This is a genomic window from Paenibacillus silagei (assembly GCF_017874735.1).
Taxonomy (GTDB): domain Bacteria; phylum Bacillota; class Bacilli; order Paenibacillales; family Paenibacillaceae; genus Paenibacillus_AQ; species Paenibacillus_AQ silagei.
In genome coordinates, this window is record NZ_JAGGLV010000015.1 from 57283 (window position 1) to 77036 (window position 19754).

Annotated in this window: 12 protein-coding genes; all 12 read left to right on the top strand. The window is 41.6% G+C overall.

All coding sequences use genetic code 11. The features are described 5' to 3' along the window. Positions 1-228 precede the first annotated feature (228 nt). The 12 genes from J2Z70_RS20930 to J2Z70_RS20985 all read left to right on the top strand — a co-directional run bounded on the left by J2Z70_RS20930 (position 229) and on the right by J2Z70_RS20985 (position 19751). Complete coding sequence (locus J2Z70_RS20930; RefSeq protein WP_209876439.1) at positions 229-1779, top strand: hypothetical protein; 1551 nt, start codon at positions 229-231, stop codon at positions 1777-1779. A gap of 105 nt (positions 1780-1884) precedes the next feature. Beyond that, complete coding sequence (locus J2Z70_RS20935) at positions 1885-2946, top strand: restriction endonuclease-related protein (protein WP_209876441.1); 1062 nt, start codon at positions 1885-1887, stop codon at positions 2944-2946. Next, positions 2943-6026, top strand: coding sequence for a pPIWI_RE_Z domain-containing protein (locus tag J2Z70_RS20940; RefSeq protein WP_209876444.1), 3084 nt, complete (start codon positions 2943-2945; stop codon positions 6024-6026). Before J2Z70_RS20935 ends, J2Z70_RS20940 begins: the two co-directional genes overlap by 4 nt. Continuing rightward, complete coding sequence (locus J2Z70_RS20945; protein ID WP_209876446.1) at positions 6023-8515, top strand: pPIWI_RE module domain-containing protein; 2493 nt, start codon at positions 6023-6025, stop codon at positions 8513-8515. The genes J2Z70_RS20940 and J2Z70_RS20945 overlap by 4 nt, the downstream gene beginning before the upstream one ends. Before the next feature lie 1085 nt (positions 8516-9600). Next, positions 9601-10383, top strand: a complete 783-nt coding sequence (locus J2Z70_RS20950; protein ID WP_209876448.1) for an NERD domain-containing protein — start codon at positions 9601-9603, stop codon at positions 10381-10383. Then, entirely contained in the window at positions 10367-10957 is a 591-nt protein-coding gene (locus J2Z70_RS20955) for a hypothetical protein (protein WP_209876450.1), read from the top strand. Before J2Z70_RS20950 ends, J2Z70_RS20955 begins: the two co-directional genes overlap by 17 nt. 72 nt (positions 10958-11029) lie before the next feature. Next, positions 11030-13279 (top strand): McrB family protein, encoded by a 2250-nt coding sequence (locus J2Z70_RS20960; RefSeq protein WP_209876452.1) that lies wholly within the window; start codon positions 11030-11032, stop codon positions 13277-13279. Beyond that, entirely contained in the window at positions 13254-14729 is a 1476-nt protein-coding gene (locus tag J2Z70_RS20965; protein ID WP_209876454.1) for a DUF2357 domain-containing protein, read from the top strand. The genes J2Z70_RS20960 and J2Z70_RS20965 overlap by 26 nt, the downstream gene beginning before the upstream one ends. A gap of 3 nt (positions 14730-14732) precedes the next feature. Further along, positions 14733-15023, top strand: coding sequence for a hypothetical protein (locus J2Z70_RS20970; protein ID WP_209876456.1), 291 nt, complete (start codon positions 14733-14735; stop codon positions 15021-15023). Between the two features lie 483 nt (positions 15024-15506). Then, positions 15507-16097, top strand: coding sequence for a uracil-DNA glycosylase (locus tag J2Z70_RS20975; RefSeq protein ID WP_209876458.1), 591 nt, complete (start codon positions 15507-15509; stop codon positions 16095-16097). A gap of 570 nt (positions 16098-16667) precedes the next feature. Then, positions 16668-17528 (top strand): hypothetical protein, encoded by an 861-nt coding sequence (locus tag J2Z70_RS20980; protein ID WP_209876460.1) that lies wholly within the window; start codon positions 16668-16670, stop codon positions 17526-17528. Positions 17529-17576: 48 nt separating this feature from the next. Next, positions 17577-19751 (top strand): dynamin family protein, encoded by a 2175-nt coding sequence (locus J2Z70_RS20985; RefSeq protein ID WP_209876462.1) that lies wholly within the window; start codon positions 17577-17579, stop codon positions 19749-19751. The last annotated feature ends 3 nt before the right edge of the window (positions 19752-19754 follow it).

Here is a 19754-nt window from a genome sequence, read left to right on the forward strand (position 1 = left end):
ACGGTCGTCATTTTTTTATTGTATAAGGATATCAGACTGAATTTATCGAAATGATATCGATAGAGCGATACAACGAACAGAAGTTCACTGACATATGATTGCCTTGCTCATATGATCTAATTAGAGATGGGTCTTGTTGAAATGGCGTCTTTATTTTTTGAATAAAAGGTCTGATCTATAGTAATAGGTGACATATGAATAAAAGTAATAATTAAGGAGAATTCGATGATGCAACTTACGACTAAGCAATTAGACAAAATGAATGCGTATGTGGGATGTGGCCCGCACTTGGATGCAGATATACTGATCCTGGGGAACGAAGAAGGTACTGATGGGTTTCCAGAGGAAATAGCAGCTCATGCTGCTGCTAGGTTTCGTCTTTATGGAAAGGATCAGGAAACGGTGTCAACTTTACTCGATAGTATGACCAGTGATAGGGATATTCTATATCAGGATGATTTATATCCAAGCGAGTATCACAAGTATAGTCCTAAAGGACTTTGGACGAATGGTTTTTGGGAACCAAGTGCAAATGCTGGTGGTGAGAAGATCAAGGAATATTTGAAAAGGTATTATGGTTCCATACCAACAAAAAGTACAGATCGTCTTTCAGCATTTAATACCCATACTGCCCGAATATGTTTAACAATTAAAGCAATTAAGACTGATTCTAATTTCCCAATCGAGACTTACCTAAACTATGACAAGAGCAAACGAAATGAAATTGTGGCATTTACGGAGGAACAGCTATATACCCCCAATCCTTGGGGAGGTGTTGCAACTGCTCTTATGGATTGGAGGCCATTACCTAGACCGAATGAAGGTGGTTGGCCACCTGAATATCAAGCGCTATTTAAGAATGCTGATGAATATTTGGATGCCTATCTTTTCAAAAAAAATGCGACCCCCAAAATGCAAGCCTTTGTAGAGAGAAGAATTCAATATCTGAAGACAATAATTCTCCAGAGTCGTGCAAATCACCTAATTACAATAGGACAAACAGAGAATAAGTTGGATATCATAGCCCGGATGTTTCCAAAGCAGAAGCTCGAAATTGAAAAGATGCCACTAAAAAACAGAGCATATTATGTACGAGTACGATTACCAGAGAAAACGTTGAACATATATGTACTCCCGTTTTTTAATTACTTCTCGATTGAAAATCTATATCGCGTAGCAAAACATTATATAATACCTAATTATTTTGATTTTCCTCATTTATCGGAGAAAAGCAATTTTGCATCTATTACTTATGATCACAAAATTAAAAATGAAAAAACGTCAAAAAAAAGTAAAAGTATTAGAGTTGAATCCTTAAATGGGAGTGAAGAGAAACTTTTTTTACTGGAGTTGGCTCAAAAAATTTCTGATCTTGAACCTGATATTCGCCATACTTCTGCTCGTCGGGATAATAAAGTTAATTATAACTATATGCATATGTGGTTCGACGATAGCTGCTGGGGTACTCCTCAATGTAGTGCGCATATTCATGTGAACTTCCAATCAATAATGAAAGTTGAAATAAGATGGGGGGTTCACCCTGATAAATTTGAGGAACCCATACGTTCCAATTTAATCAAGGCTGCCAATTATATCGGTAATATGATTTCAGAGTATGGGTTTCAAAGAAGTTCTTCATCCCGAAAATTGATTATTTTTCATAAAATTCTTCAGAAGGATAAAGAGAAGAAGGAAGAATTGCTTAATGATGCAGTTATGGAATTAAGACGAATGTTGTCCCTTGCGCGCGAGAACATTATAAAAATAGTTCCAGATTGACTCACTAATTAAGGAATTTAATTCGAACATACATTCGCTGACAACTCCTAGTCACTCCCATAGTTTATCCTATACCTAACTACTCTTCTAATAGGATGGTGCTCTATGGCTAAAACGCATGACACTCTTCTGTCCCTGATCACAGGGATTAACAAATGGCAGGGCAACTATGGTAAGATTCCGGACGAGCTTTATAAGGGAATGCTGCTATTCATTGAACAGACAGCTGCTTCTAAAGCTCAACCTCCGGTTGATCTATATCATCTACTGCAGATACTTCATCGCCCCTCCAAAGAATGGGGAATCCCTGACCTCCAAGACCATTACCCCGAAGATGCTCCTTTATTAGAAGAATTCATTGGCTTAACGCCGGATGCTGATGAGTTCCTGAACAGATATGTCTCCCCACAGGATGCTGAGCAACAGACTATGTATGAGATCCTGAAGTACTGCCGAGAAGAAGACCGACAGCTTCAGCAGGAATATACTCGCATCCGCACGTTTCTATCTAATCCCCAAAATGCCGTAGTTACTTCCTTTCAATTGTCCCAATTTGCTGATACATTCCTTGATGTTCAACTAACGAATCTGATCAAACAATGTTATGAAGAAATAACACCTGCGGTGCCAAACTTTCGGAAGTGCCCCCACTGTGGATGGACCCTGGAGTATAAGAATGACCGGTGGCGTTGTAATAAGGAAGATATCTGTCATCTGCTTGCTGATTTTGAGCGCATGAGTTCTTTTGATTTTGGTAGGGAAAGAGTATTGCGGCTTGTGCCCGGAATTCAAAGATTTGTATTACTGCCTGGAATATCTGAACTTAGAATCGCCGAACGATTGATTCATAAAGGATACCAGGTTGAGCTCTATCCCAATGTGGATGAATATGATCTCTTAGTATCCGGAGATGGCAAGAGTATATTTCTTGATGTCAAGGATTTCAGAGATCCACGGACGCTTGCTAATTTCTTCAATCATCAGAGTCCTGCCTACCTGGAAAAGTACAAGAACAAATGCCTTATTGTAGTTCCGAATTATCGCAGCCAGCTCTTCGCATCTTATCGTGAACGAAGTATGAATCTGCTAAACGAAACTGCTAGGGCATGTATCGAAATGATTATGGAGAAAGAAATTGAATCCACGCTGAAGAAGGTGTTTCTGTGAGGCAGACTTATTGGGATCTTTCAGAAGGTATCATCAAGGCGTTTGAATCACTTCAACTGCGTAAGTCCGAAATTAACCTTCTGGTGAGCATGGAGTTATTCATTACAGGTTGTACTTTGATCGATCCTAAGCTATCTATCCATCAAGCGTGGTCAGTTTTGGTTGGTTACAATGAACCCATTCTGAAACATACAACTCGCTCGGACATCATCACCCGGCTGAGAATTCTATTTCCTGAACTGCGAACCAAGAAGAATCTCTTGAAACGAATTAATGCTTATGGGGAAATTGGGAGTGAGTATCGGTTATACGAGATCAAGGAGGATGAAGGAGCAGTTCGTATTGCTCCGCGCTATTTAATTGACCGTTGTTCTATCTATAGCAATATCCTTGAACATTCCATCCCACGCCAGTTGAATACTAAACCCTTTGCTAATGAAAAAGTGTTTACATACTCTCGAAGGATTCGAGGTGGGCAATGGATTACCTTCCAGGGGGAAATCCCTGAATCTATGCTCTCCAATGAAGTCAAACCTTTGCCAGCGTATCGGCCTAAAAGAATATTTAAGCTTTCGGTCCCATATAACGGAGCTGTATTAGCAACTGAGATGGATCAACTCCTAGGAGCATCGGCCATGTGGGTAAGTAGGGCCAAGTCTGTGCTTTTGGAATCGCTTGATGGTATGGATCTAGAATTTGTGTATCAAGAGAATCAACACATTGGTGGGGGGCTTGGAGCAGGAAAGTCGACTTTTATGATGATGGAAGCCTACCGGCTGGTAAAACATGAGGGTGCAAGGGTAGGCTTTATTGAAGGTAGTGTTATGCAGGCCCTTGATCGTGTCAAAGAATTGCGTAAGCTTGGAATACATGCTGTTCCTGTTATTGGGAAAACCTCCAGAGAAGAACATCTCAATAACTATTTGTTTGCGAATAGCAGTGGCATTCAAGAGGTTAGTGATTGGCAGAGCCAGCAGTATGAGTCACTTATTCATTTATCCAATGTCTGTATCATTAAAGCGTTGGCTGAAGATTATGATCGGAGCAGCAGATATCCTTGTATCCAGTTGCAGCAAGACGATACATCTGTGAAATGCCCGCTTGCACATGCCTGTGGTGTATATAAAGATCTATCTTCCTTGCAGAATGCTGAGGTATGGGTGGCCACTGCGCCAAGTGTGCTGAAGACACGTATATCAGCAGTGATTGATCCCTTGGAGAGAACGATTTACGAAGCCATGTATGACCTGCTCGATGTTGTTTTTGTAGATGAAGCGGATCAGGTGCAGAAGCAGTTCGATGAGACCTTTTTAACACAATACAATGTGTTCGGGGCAGCTGACGATATCTTTGAACAGCTGAGATATGAGTCTAATGAGCTAACCAGTGGAAATTATGGTCAGTATGCGGCTGATCCTACCTTTATTGAGTGGAACGATAGGCTTCGTATGCTGGATCAGATGATCTGGCGAATTTATAACAAATTGGAACTGTCTCAGACGCTTAGGAAGGATATTAGGAATAATCTGATTCGAGTGGCAGCACTGGCAGGCACAATAAGTGAAAAACTCTCTGACAATACTCAATTACAGTCAAGGTTATTCAAACGTTTCAGCGAATACGCCTCAGACTCATACAAGGATCCAATACTCTCAAGAATCGTTGATGAGATTGTAGAGGCAGAAAGCTCCGAACAGAAGCAGAGACTCCTGGAGCAGATTGTATCCAAAGTGAGCGGTGTCCTTAAACCCAGGGTGAAAAAAGAACTGCTCTTTGCGCAGCTTGAATTCTTCCTGTACTTATGTAGGGCAGAGGAGAGTATCAAGTACATTTTAACTACGTTTCCTATGATTCAAGCTAAACTTGGCCTAACGATTAATTTCTCCCCGTTGTTTACTATGCAGAGGGATTATCAGGCATTTATGAAAGAAGCGATGACCGGGATTACCTTGGGATATAAATATGAATTGCCTGACAATGAAAAGACCGGAAAGTTCAAGCTGATTGAATACACTGCAGTGGGCCGTCTGCTGCTTCATGATTGGCATAATCTGTATCAAGAATGTGACGGGAAAGCAGGTCCTGCGGTTGTATTTCTCTCTGGAACCAGTCATGCTCCGAAGTCAGCTCATTATGACTTGAAGACACCTTCAGAATGGTTGCTGCGAGCCAACCGCCAAAGCTCAGTTATTCAGATGAATTATAAGCCCGTGCTTGATGAGGTTCGTGGAGAATTTTATTCGGTGTCAGGCATTCGTGATCCAGAGCAGAGAGATCAATATTTAAGAGGGATGGTACAGCATCTAAAGCCAGATATTGAATATGAACTGAATCACTGGAGGACTGAAGGTAACAACAGGAGAGTATTGCTGGTTGTGAACTCTTATGATGATGTTGAAACAGTCAGCAGTGTTTTTCGGAATGATCGAACTTGGACGGGCAGATATAAGGCGCTCTCAAGGGGTGATGGTCATCAAGAAGATCAGTATTCCAGAGTATTGATCGAATCCTTTTATCGGGAACGGGCTGAGGTATTGATTGTACCCCTATTGTCTGTTGGTCGGGGATATAACATATTAGATAGGCAGGGAGAGGCCCTCTTCGGTTCAGTATTCTTTCTTGTTCGTCCTTACCCCATACCCAATGATTTGAATTATCTTGTTCAGGTCCTGCATGCGTATTTGCCAGAATATTTGCGTCGCATAGAAGGAAAGAACCTTGTTTACGATAAGGCGGTTACCAAGCTACGGCAAATCAGCAGCGGTAAGCTGGAGCATATGTATATGAAACCGGATTTCTGGTCGATCTTAAGTCCGAAAGAAAGAGAGATTATGGGCTGGTACACTTTTGTTCCGATATGGCAGATGATCGGTCGTTTGCTGCGTGGAGGGTTAGATGCCCGTGTCTACTTCTGTGATGATAAGTTTAATGCTAAACCAGCAGGTAACCCTGAAGGATATTCGATGCTTGAAGTATGGGCAGCAATTATGCGCAAGAACAAGAAGGATGCTATTTTCCAAAGTTTATATGGGCCCTTTAGCGAAGCGATTAATAATATGAATATGGGAGGCAGTCTATGAACAGAATGGAGCTCTTTGCACTGGAAGTAAATGAAGCGGTATTCTATCATGAAACGATTCATGTCATGCATATGCCGGACAGCTGGCGCAATTTTTTCATTACACAAACGACAGCTCAAAACCACAAGCTTGCTTATAAGGTTGAACCTCTTTGCAAGAAGCTAAAGAGTATATTCCCGGAGATTGTTCATGTGGATTTAAATAATAAAGTACTGCAAAAAGACTTGCCATGGATTGTATCTACTGTTGAAATTCCAGAGTCTCATATTAAAAAGCTCACTCTAGGCTGGTTTGCACATTTGAAAGGATATTTAGAAGCGAATCTCCCGGAAGAGATTAAAGAGGCTGAGCTGGGATGGGAAACTTCTACTTTTGGTGAACTTCATGAAGCTATAGATAAATACCAATGGATCCCTGGCTTGTCAGCTCATAAGTTCTGTGAAGAACTGCGAACTGTTGAGTTAGGGCAAGGTATTGTAGAGGAGCTCCAGTTTCATCATACGATCTTTAATAATCAGCATGAATGTGTCTCCACACCGATCAGGAAATCACCGAAACATGATCCTTTTTCTTATGTACTAAAGGTTGAACTGAAGAATCGTGGTGGGGATGCTGATAGACCGCTTATTCTTGTAACTGTAGGTACAAGGCGGTATTTGAAGAACGCACAAATTAAGGAAGGTTCCTGTTATTTAAAAGCGGATCATGCCTGTTCTATTCTTGTGTCAGTCCGTAACCCGTATACAGTGCAAGAGAAGCATTCTTTCTCACAGCTTCAGTTTGAGCGTCGTGCTGGTAGTGGACAAGGAACACCTCCTTTTGCAGTCTGGAAAACAGCCCTGGATGGCTTGTATTGGGATGTTCTGTACGGAGAATCCTTCGAACCGGATATGTTGCTCTCTAATCCTGCTGCATTCCTGGACGAAAATGGTGAAGTTACTGCCTATGTAGTCAATCATCATTCGTTCAATGGCAAAGGTAACTTTGTGAAGTCAGGACTCGGGTTGTCGGAGAAAAGTGGTCTGTTTAATAAGTTTAAAGAAGTACTTGCTATGTATCATCTAACACCGTTATTTCATATTCCGGAGATCCCTCGTAAGCGTATGAATGACATTCGGTTCCCTATTGTCGCGCATCAAGCAGAAAAGCTTATTATTGAGGTTTATAGTAGTGAAGCAATGTTTACTGCAATGAAAGAAGTTTATACGACTGAACAAAAATCACTGGAAAATAAATCAATAATCTTTAATCGTCAAATTTCAGAGAATGTTTATGGTCTCAATTGCGATAAGGATGTAACCGTAGAATTCGTACACTGCAGTCCTGTTGAAATTGTAAATGAACTGGAAGTTGGAACATATAAATCTGATGTTGCCTTTATCAAGCGAGTGAATCAAATTAACAAGCTGCTTAATGAAGAACGCTCTTCCGGGGATCAGCGGACATTGGCATTAGTAGAGATTGCGCCTAAAGAAAACTGGAGCAAAGACGGTGATCCTAAGAGAGCTATAAGGGAAGGGATGAAAAAGGCAAGACGTCTTACTCAGTTCATACATCCTCTTACAGGAGATGAGAAGGGGGATACTGCTCGCATAATCAATGCATTATTTGATTTGCTTAATGATGCAGGCTTCCTAAGCAACAATGTGACCAAGCTAGATTCATACGGTCCAATTCTGTCATTCAATATTTTAAAAGCAGACAACAAACATTTACCTGTCATATCGAAAATGGACGGTACAGAAATAATGTTCAAGATATTCGGAATTGAGTCATGGTTACCTTTAGGAGAGGCACCTTTTTATCTGGAACAGGCTAAAATGTTGGATAACCCAAACAAGTGGAATCAAAGCAAACAGGTTTTTATGGATTTTATGGTTAGAGCGATTGAGAATGAGCTTGGTCAAGATATAAAGCAGCTAACAGTAATGATCAATGCGACTCTGAGAAAGGACTGGCTTCCAGTCATTCGAAATACTGACATTCAATACGATAAAGTTCCTTATCTGAGTAAGCGGCTAGTAAACGATGCTCGTCTTAAGTTTATACGTGTCAATATGACGGATGATGTGCCACAATATAGGATTATTGAAGATGATGCTGAAGAGAAATTCAACAAAGCTTCGGGGATTTTTAAAGATCCACTAGGGATATATTATGGTGTTGGTGGAAGGCCAAGAGCATGGTCTGGTGTGAGAAATGAAGATATCAAGTTCCTGTCTCCTAGCAAACAGCTGCTTCAGCAGAAAGCAGTTGAGTATATTCCTCTGGGAGAGCTGGATGAGATGGAACGTGATGATCTGGCTAATTTAGTTGATCAGCTGCGAAGAGTAGGTCTGAATTACGATAAACATACAATATATCCTTATGGTATTCGGATCACAAAAATTCTGTCGAAATATTTAACTGGAGAAGAGAAGAATTATGATCCGGAGTTTGATGAGGATGTGGAGATCCGGCATACATATCCTATAGAAATAGAAATCTAGTAGAAGACAACTGAAATCATGCAACGTATGGCTATGGCTATAATTATTCCAAATAAATGCAGGTGATTTTATGTCGAATTCCATAGTGCGACTTTAAACGATATTAAGAATCAAAGCTGTCTACGTTATCAAATAATCTCTTATTGCCAAAATCCTACCATGCGAGAATTTGAAGGATCACGGGATAAATCTGAATCGGAATTCGAAAGGCAATGTGTACGATAAAATCGCTACTTGAAATGATGAAGTCTGAGGGTTGGGCATACTTGTTTGATCTTTCATTTTTTGGAGCACACTGAAGATAAGAATGCTATCGATATGCATATACGTAGCATTTACAAAACAGCAATTGATGGTTTACTAAACCAAAGATCTAAGAAGCTGAAGAAGGGTCCAATTGTAGTCTGGAATTGTCTGAAGAGAGTAACAGGTGATCAAAATCAATTGGTTGATGGCTATATTCTGATGATCACTCCTTATTGATGATCACTCCTTATTATAGAAAGCTTACTGGTAGAGACACCGACCCTATTGTGGAATCTATGTGGAAACATAAGGGAGACATTCGAGCAAGCTCAGCCATACCACTATTAGAAGGCGCGGTCCCCGCGTGTATTTTAACTGAGGGGGAGGTTTATCTGTTAGATATTGATGAGACATTCTTCGATAATTTGTCTGAAGTGTTTGAAGAGCATCAGTATATGCTTTCGCTTGTTAATCCGGGGATGACTTTGCGATCCAATCCTTATCAGAATTAATCTACATTAAAGAAAGGTGATATAGTTCATCGCCCCCTTCAGAGTATGGCGAATCTCTTTCCGCCAAGATTTTCACACCGAAACTGCTCTCTTAGACGACCTCACGGCCGTCTTTTTTTGATTTCACAAGGACTTCAGAACCAACTCGTCGAAATGAGACTGATGATATGGATAAGGAATTATTTCCAAATGAACATACGTTCGCTGACATGTGGTGGTCTAGGTAATATGGTCTAATGGAAGTAGGCAATAGGAGCGGAGAGTTAAATGTGATTGTCAGAATTAATGAGTATATAAGGAAGTGCCATATGGGAAGGAAGTGCAACTTTGATTGCGGAAATTCACAATAAAATCTCAAAAACGGGCAGCAACTTGTCTGACCGGCTTGAGGACCAGTTAACGGGTGGTTTTTTTGGCTCAATTCGTTACCTACCTTTTGAAACTGCATTGCAGCATGTGTTGAGGGCAGTTCGTTTCGAGATCAATGATCAGGAATCGGAGTGGGAGCAAGCTTTACTATCGACTCAAGGATTTGACTATGAGATCAAGTTCTGGGTTCGTCATGCAGAAGGGGAAATCGATTTGATTTTGAATCTTCCCAATGCCGTTATTGGTATCGAGGTTAAATACTATAGCGGTCTCTCTTCAGAGGACGAAGAGTCTGAGGGAATGGTCACACCGGAAGAAAGCATCAACCAGCTAGCTCGTTATTCTCGGTTGCTTCAAGATATTAGGCAGGAACAACCCGCGTATCTTATATTCTTGGCCCCTTTAAATATTTTGCTTCCGGTCGAACGAGATATGAAAGGGCGTTCTATCATATCACAAGATATCAAGTTGGGGTTTCTGGCTTGGCAAAATGTACTGGAGCAGCTGCAAGACATTAAATTACTTAATCTGGATATTGGTCAGAAGAGGATTATACAGGACTTGATTGCCCTTTTGCATCAAAAAGGCTTTGCTCGTTTTAGAGGATTCAACTCAGCAAGCAAAGATAGTTTTATGAATGGGCAGTCCTACACATTCTACAAGAAAACAAAGTCATGGCTTAATTTATTATGGCCAATCCACCAAAATGTTCAGGAGGGTAACTATGTCTATATCAAATGATCTTGGCGGTAATATCAGTCTCGCTGTAAAGGTGCTGCGGGAAACGTACAAAAATTTAAATCTGCTTTTCGGTGAGATGGATATGATCGGTACAGAAGTGGGGTTCGTTCCATTAACTCCACGATTTTTAAGATGGAAGTCAGATAGCTATGAGGATGGCTGGCTACTCAATAATTTCATCAAGATTTATCAATTGGATGGAGCCTCTGCCGGTAACGAACAATTGCCTGATTTGAAGGAAGGCGCTGTGTATGTAGTCGAGATTGAACTGGCTGGGGAAGACGCGTATCCCGAAATTACCTTATCTCGGTTTCATTATGATCTTTCCTGTTGGGAACGGATGCCTGCCATCTCGGATCATTGGCTCTTTAATGACCCGTATCGAATAGAAAATCATTTTGACATTGATTGTGTTGATGATATCTGGATAAGTAAAGTTAAAGAAAAATCATCTAAGAAATATTGGGGTTTAAAGCAGGTAATTGGTAGAAGTATTCCGCTTATAACAGTAAATGATGCTGAATCGATTAGAGTAGGAATATTTCAACAGTTGCTTGAATTGCCTGAGGCGTAGACCAGTATTAATCACAGCCATATCGGAAAGTAACGGACATTAAATAGTTCCAACAATCAAAGGAGTCCTGACATGATCAACTTATCCCATTACCAGCAAATCTTCGATATTGAAAATACTACAGAACGATGCAAGAAAGTTAACGATACAATGGATCAGTTCTGGAAATCAGAACTAGACCAGCTTGCCGGGGAGTTAATAGGTCAAGAATACAGAATTGCTACCTATGGTCAGACATTAGTGACCACCTACCATGATTCATTAAATCCTAAATATGCAGAGCAAAAGAAAGATACAAGTATAGGGAAGAAGTATTTTGCTCAAATAGTGCGAAAAATTGGAGACAAAGAGTTCAATCTGCTAACACTTGAGTTTAACGGTGTTGATCAAAGATTGTATGTCTATATAGAACTTAGCTTCTATCAGGTCAATGAGTTGGTGAAAAACGGAAGTTTGAATGCGATGCTGAGCGAACTGAATTCCGAGATCAGAACGTTCTCCAGAACTGGATCATTTACGAGAAACGAAATTGAGCGGACAGTACTCAATCAGACAATCGTCGAGATGATTAAACCCAGAATTAGACCGTGGGTTTACATTGGGCGAGAACTTCCCTTAAAAGGAGAATATGAAACAAAAGTAATTATTGATCTATTAAGACAAACCTGGGATCAGACCTCCACATTTCGAAAGTACTTGTTGGAGTACAGTGAACAACGTGCTAGGGCTGCGAATATTATGAGTCTAATCGGTTCCGTTGAATCGACTTATTCGGCGACACTGTTTGGGAGGCCTTATCAGATTCAATATGGCGTTATGGGGAATGAGAAGTCGGGACAAAGAGAACAAGAGTTTTCTCTAAAGCGGGATGGGCAAACTATTGTGCAAGGGTCCTTCTTGTACAGAGAATATGAGGTGAGAACTGCTTCATCTAGACCGATGTTGGCTATTGATGTAGAAGGACACAATCACATCTATACTAATGTTGAGGTATTGCTTGGCAGTGGTCTAAAGGAATGGTGGTTAGTGAAAGCGTTTCGCACCACAAATCAAAACAATGAAGAATTAAAGCAAGAGGCCATGGAACTGCTTGGTCAGCATGGTATTGAAGTACGTCATAACGAGTATCGGATTGGTACGTATAACAATGCTGTGCAGCGGTTTGATGAAGAAATAGGGGAGATTAAGGGGAGACTGGCATGTACTGCATTGTTATTTGCACATGTAGCAGGTCGCGGTAAATTCAAATTTCTCGAAACGGATGCTCCAAGTGTTGAATTAGTAGATGACATCTCCGCAAATGATGATCAATCGACAGAGGTCATTGAGTACACCAGCAATTTTAATTTTTCAGTTATTTATGAGACGATTCAGAACTGTTCCCTGACGTTTGATAAAGATTTAATCCGTGATCTACATTTGAATTTGACAGCTTTGGACGATAAGCATTTCATTATTCTAAGCGGTATCTCGGGAACGGGCAAAACACAGCTAGCTAAACTCTACGCAAATGCAGTATATGGTTTGTCCTATGAAGCTGACAATCCGTATTTGTCTATAATACCTGTTCGTCCGGATTGGACGGATGCGACTGCTTTGTTTGGCTATTATAGCTCTTTTGAGAATGGATATATGATGACAGAGTTCTTAAAGGCGATCCTTCACGCTCAAGAGGAGCGGGAGAAGCCACATTTTATTGTACTCGACGAAATGAATCTAGCCAGGGTCGAGTATTATTTAAGCGATTATCTGAGTGGGGTGGAATCACATCATGAAATCCCTTTGCACAACCGAGATGACCTAGAATTGATTCCTTCCAAAATTAAAATACCGCCGAATGTATATCTCATTGGAACGATAAATGTAGATGAAACCACACATAGCATCTCGGACAAGGTATTAGATCGTGCATTCGTTATGACGTTAAGCGAGGTGGATCTGCAAACTTTTTGGAGTCGGGTAGATGATGGTGTCAGAGCGGAACTCCAGAACGAATTTTTATTTTTGAAGCTACTACAAGGTTTGTTGGCGCCTTATCACCTGCATTTTGGATATCGGACAATGAATGAGATGATTCGGAAAATGAGCAGCTATCTTGCGTTAGATGTTGAACATCAGGGCTCAAGAAAGGCTATGCTGGATCGTGTTATTGCGGAGAAGGTGCTTCCGAAACTTAGAGGTGATGATCGGATAGCTGATCTGCTTAAAGAACTAAAAGAAACCTTCTCAGAACATTTGAATGAAGAATCAGTAAGTTACGGTCATATTATTCGTATGGAGAAGGAGCTTGTACGTTATGGAGCAACACAGTTCTGGCGGTGATTTTCTGCTCCGATTAAATGGTGAAGAATGGGTTACCTTGGAAGATGCCTACTTAATCGAAGCGACTACCTACGATTGGAAGTACGTAATGAAAGACTTGGAACCGCAGCCTTCGGTCCAGTTTTGCGGTTTGCAGCACTTCCCAAATCGAATCTGTGAAGGAGAAGTTTATGGTCAATTAACGACACCTTTTTATAGCGGCCAGGTAACTTTAGTGATTAATGGAGTAGTATTTGATACTTATATTTATTCGGATACCCGGAAAATGACGCAGGAGCAATATCACCTCATGTTAAGTGAGATTTTACAGGAAGCGTCGCTTTGTTTCGAGCATTCGGGTATTGAAATGGGAGTTGATGCCGATGATCGTTCGCGTGAGCTTTCTTTGGCACAATGGAGCTATATTGAAGCATCGTTCTCTCCACTTGCAACCATGATCCGGCACGTGATTGAGAACCCGACTCGGGTACTTGAAGCCCATGAACAGCAAATGAGACGGGATCGAGTCAAGGTAGTGGATACTCGAACACTGGTCTGGGTAGAACGAAATAGAGGCCGGAGCCCTGATGGAACCATACCGGAAACAGTGAAGTCTTCTATGCGAGAAGATAGCTATAACACATATGAGAATAGGCTGTTAAAGCGGCAACTGATGGAACTGAGACATCTGCTGAAGCTGTACGGGAATATAAGTCCGGCAGAATTTGCAAGTAGAGCTGAAGCTTATGCTGATAAAGTAGGGTATTGGCTAAGAGATCCTTTTTTTCAGCAAGTAACTCCCTACCAAGGTGTGATCCGAATATCCCAAGTGTTCCGAAAACATCCCGTATACCGACAGTGTTATCAATGGTTTGATCGCTTATACAAGCATGGGAAAGAACGAATCGGCATGAGTTACAATTATCCGCTAAGAGAAACTTTTGCGCTATATGAGATATGGTGTTATATGCAGCTTGTGAAGCTTTTTCGGGAAAAGGGCCTATTAAAAAACAGCAGTGGGTTATTCCGAACCAGAAGGGAAGGGATTTTCCTTCATTTTGCAGAGCACAACGAGAGTGTTGTCCAGTTAAAGAATGGTATACGACTATCCTATCAACGGGTATTTCAAAGTAATTCACCGCACTTTTACACCTTTACACAGAGGATGGTCCCCGACATTGTTATTGATGCAGGAGAACGTCTATATATTCTCGATCCTAAATACCGCGTAGCTAGCAATTTGGGGACAGCACTTGGAGAAATGCATAAGTACAAGGATGGGATCTTGCTACGCCATAACGACGAACGTGCAGTTCAAAGCGTTTTTATCTTGACCCCTGTTCAGAGCGATGAGCTTCGTTATTTCACGGCAGATTTTCACGAAAGATATAATATGGGTGCAATTACGGTTATGCCAGGTGGTGGCATGAGATCACTTAGTGAGTGGATAGATAAATTGTTAGTACAATAAATTTTGGTTGATAAGAATGATTATCTAAAGGCATTAAAGGATAAATCAATTGGGGGAGGGTTAACGTTGGCTCTAATTAGAAGTTTAACTAAAATAGTAAGGAATTCAAAATTGCAAATAGAGGCAGAAGCCACTTACAATATCTTGATCCAAAACGGAAAGAAAGTTATCCAGATTAATACTTATGGTTCTAAGGAACGGGTGCATACAAACGTAGTGAGCCAAACTATTCAATTAGATGAGCAATCAGCTAGACAATTATTTGAAATTATCAAATCGGAGTTTTCATTGTAATTATGAGTTGAGATTTAGTTCTATTGAGGAGGCACTTATTAATGGCCACATATAAGCAAATCCAAGGATACGTAAAGCAAAGATATGGATATATTCCTAAAACATGCTGGGATAGCGCATATGAAAGAATTACGTGGTCTTCATCCTAAAATGTCACCCAGAAGATATTCTCCCAATGCTAGAATGCATCCTTGTCCTATAGAAAAACAAAATGATATCAAAAAATCATTCCAATATTTTGAAATGATCTGAAGTGGAATAATAACTATAGGCCTTTACCCTCAAGTGGTAAAGGTTTTTTTACCCGGAGGCGAATTATCTATTTGCTGAAGATTCAACTGTATTTTGCTCTTTAAGCAAAGACTTGAGAACTAGTTTGTCGAATTGACACGAATAAGGGAATATCTAGTACGTTTTTGGAATGGGTTATATCAATGCAAGAAGGATACTCAATGCTAGTCATGAAGTGAAGGAGGCATCGGAATGCTAAAGGATTTTCTTGAAAAAATCGAAAATAAGGAGTGCCCAAATTGTCCCAGAATGAGTGCGTGTAAACCTGTTCTTCAGATAACTGAGTTAGATATTAAAAAAACAATTATGTTTATAGCCGAGGCCCCCGGGCGGTTAGGAGCGGAATCAAGTAGAATACCTTTATATGGTGATCAAACAGGAAAGAATTTTGAAGAGCTACTCCTAAGTGCGAAACTAAATCGACAACAATGTTATATTACCAATGCCGTTTTATGTGTTCCTATTGATGAGCGAGGTAACAATAGCACACCAAAAGAAAGTGAAATTAGAAACTGCTCAGGTCTTCTGTTAGAACAGATTCAAATCATCAAGCCTCGATTAATTGTGACTTTAGGAAAGTCGGCATTGATGGCATTGTACAAGATAAGTAAACATCAGATAAAAATTCCAATAATCAACGAAAAGCCGTCTGTTCATGATTGGAATGGATTTAAAGTGTTAGCGCTCTATCATCCAAGTCCTAAAGTTATGAATATGTTTCGAAATAAAGGAAAACAATATGCTGATTTTAAAGTAATTCAAGATTGGCTAAAAGAAAATTGATAAAGATAGATTGTAGAGGTTTTCAATAGATTTTGATTTCTAAATAGAGACTTATTCATATTTTTTCATGACCAAGAGATTCAGCGAGTCACTGTAGACAGCAATACTATCCGCAAAGTGCTGGCGTACAGCGTTCAGATCATATATACCAAAGTGATGTTCGCCAAAGCTCAGGAGGGGGAAATTCCAATGCATAAGCATGTGCATCAGCAGCTCACCTATGTGTTGCAGGGCAGCTTTTAATCGTCAAAGCGGGAGATATCATCCACTTCCCGTCCCATGTACTTAACCTATATTCCGTTGGAGGATGATATTATTGCTGCTGGATGCTTTTACCCTGGCACGGGGAGTTACGTCTCTTTTTTTGCATAACGACAAATTCTGTCATCTGATCCAAGTATAATAGGAGAATACATCGGCATCTTCAGAAGCCATAGCATCATCCGGCTATATTCAAGATAAGAAGTGAGGTGACAGGGATTGAATTCATTCATACATCTTGAGAAGGAACTCCGTTTACTAAGTAAGCAGATTATAAGTATAAGCAAGGAGCTGGAAACTCACAGAAATTTGTCAACCGCGGATCGGGAAGCCAGATATGATCACATCAAAATGCTGGCCAGAAAATATCCGATCAGGAATGCAAAGCTGCGTGCGGCACACGAATCGACAAAGAAGGCGTATTTCGGCTTACTTACTCTCTTATCTACTGCAGCACAGCAGGATCATACAGAGGACCAGAGGTTATTCTTGCAGCGGATTGCTGCAGGGGCCGGTTATACTCTGGATTTCGAAGAATGGATGAAAGCTAGAAAGATGATTGAGGAAGAGCTGGCTAATGGAAACCAGATTCAACTGGAAGAGAATACATATTCTCTGCTGCTGGATGGCCTGCTATTGATCAATCTCACGGGGGCGGCTACTGCGGAGGAACTACGGATGTCCGCTGAGCTTTCGATTGTACTGAATGTCGCACAACCGGAATTGAAAATGCTGGCCCAATTGGCTAAAAGTCTGATTCATCAGAGCGAGGAGGAGTTCAACTCCATTGTGGCCACAGATCCGGTGAAATGGCGTGGGATGTTCACTCATCATATTCCTGTTGACTGGCTGAAGAATAGCAAAATATATTGCGGTAGTTACGAGGAAATTATTGGGGGTGAGGGAGCTTATAATGCAATTCACAAGCTATTTAAAATAAATGAACGATTGGAAGTTGTTTTTAAAGTGAAAGAGAACTCACTAGTCCAGAAAGATGATGTAATTGTAAAATACATAAAAAATGGTGAGGAAAATTGTATATTATCTCTCAGATCCGGGCGTGTCTTTTATAGAGAGTTAAAGAAAAATATAAATATAGATCAAAAAATGGTGTCTATCAGTGTTTTTATAGGCAGCTGTTTTAACCAGTTAGATACACCGAAGACCTAACTAACTATCAGGACTTTTGATATCAGACAAAATAAAGGAGAACGAACAATGAGCACTATTATCCATCCCATTGAAGCAGCAGAAGATTATGCTGGATTTACCAGCACTGTGGACTCCGTTGCCAATAATCTCTCAGCCGTAGCCAGCGAGCATGACCTGCAGCTGGTCAGCAGATTACGGCAGAACTTTATCCTGAAGACTACTGATTTTTACAGAGAAAACCGAAAACTGAGTATCGGAGTCATTGGCCAGGTTAAAGCTGGTAAGTCATCTTTTTTAAACTCTTTGCTCTTTCAAGGCGCTGAGGTGCTGCCCAAAGCTTCAACCCCCAAGACGGCTACACTGACCAAAATGGAATATGCCGAGCAGAACAGAATTCATGTTGAATATTACACACCGGAGGAGTGGGAGGTGCTTGAGGATAATGCCGCCGTCGATTCGGAGGAGGATATTTATCAGTCGGCGCGTGAAATCGTAGGCATGGTAGAGCGTTCCGGAATTGAACCGCTTAATTATCTGGAGAAGGGGACGGAAGATGAGCTGTTCGACAGCTATGAGCATCTGATCGCCCATCTTAATGATTATGTAGGCGAGGACGGCCGCTTCACTCCGCTGGTTAAAGCCGTCACCCTGTTTCTTAATAAAGAAGAATTCAAGGGGATTTCTATTGTGGATACCCCGGGACTTAACGATCCGATTGCTTCACGGACGGTTCGCACCAAAGAATTCATGGAGGTATGCGATGTTGTCTTCTTCCTCAGCCAGACAGGCAGCTTCCTGGATAAAAGTGACTGGGCCCTCTTATCTACCCAGCTTCCGCAGAAGGGAGTTAAGAAGCTCGTACTTGTGGCCAGCAAGTTCGACAGCGGCATCCGCGATGTGCTGCGGCATAAGGATGAGGATGATATTTTTGGAGGCTGGGAGGACGACAACAGCGCGGATACGATTGCCGGTGCATATGCAATTATCTCACGGAAGCTGAACCGGCGTGCGCGGGAGAAGGTAGCAGAATTTACAGAGGATCTGAGAAGGCGTAACAGCCCGGAGCCGCTCATTCAAGTGATCGGGGAGTGCGGGAAGCCGGTCTTCATCTCGGCGATCGCCTATAATATGTCGCTTAAGCAGCCGGCGGAATACAATATGGAGGAACAGAACATCTGCCGCGGGCTGCAGGAGTTCTCTAAGGATCTAGCTGCCGACCTTAAGCTGCTGAGCAATATGAGTACCATTCAGGAAATCTATGCGGCGGTGGTGGAGGAGAAGACGGAGATTCTGCGGCAAAAGGCGAAAGGCTTCGTGCCCACGGCATTAGAGGAGCTCAAACAGCTGCTGGGAGGCTTCCGAGAAAAAGCGGAAAAGCAGCTCGCGCTCTTGTCCGGCAGTGACCGCGAACGGTTGCTGGAGCAAAAGCGGGCGATGGAGAATCAGATTTCTTCTATCCGTGCTGATGTGGTGACGGTATTCGGTGAACTGAATGCCCGGCTGGAGGCTGAGAAGTCAGAGGCCGTGCGCGATTTACGGAAGGCGAGCAGCGAGCACTCCAGATTGTCGGAGCGGACAGGCACGGAGGTCAAGACCGGCTCACGGACATATTCCACTTCTAAATGGTACAAGCCGAAATCATGGGGAACCTCCCGTACTGAACATTACAGCTATGAGGTTGCCTATTCCTATCTGGATGTGGCGGATGCCCTTGATAATCTGCGCTCCTACTCGATAGAAGCCATGAATCAGATCGAGGAGATGTTTAGCGAGAGTATTCAGCTGAAGGAGATAAAGCGGAAGCTGTTGACCGTTGTGGTTAATAATTTCGATATGGGCAGTGAGAAATATGATCCGGCCTTCTTCCGGCTGCTGGTAGAGGAGAAGATTAACGGGATTGAGTTCCCGGTCATCAAGCTGGATATTACGGAAGCGACGAACCGCTTTGTGTCCAAGTTCAGTGGTGAGATTACCTCGGCATCCGATAAGACGAATATGCAGAATGCCATGCTGAGTGCCGTTAACGCACTGTTCGAGACGATGAGCACTCAGCTGAGTGAGCGGGTGAAAGTGTTCAAAGCGGACATGAATGAAATTGCCGGACAGCTGAGTGTGTCCCTGCTAGCCAGCGTGCAGGCTGAATTCGACGAGTTGCTGCAGAAATATGAGAACCGTCAGCAAGAGATTGAGAAGTACAGAGAGTATATTTACATGTTATCAGATGAACTTAAGAGACTATAAGGC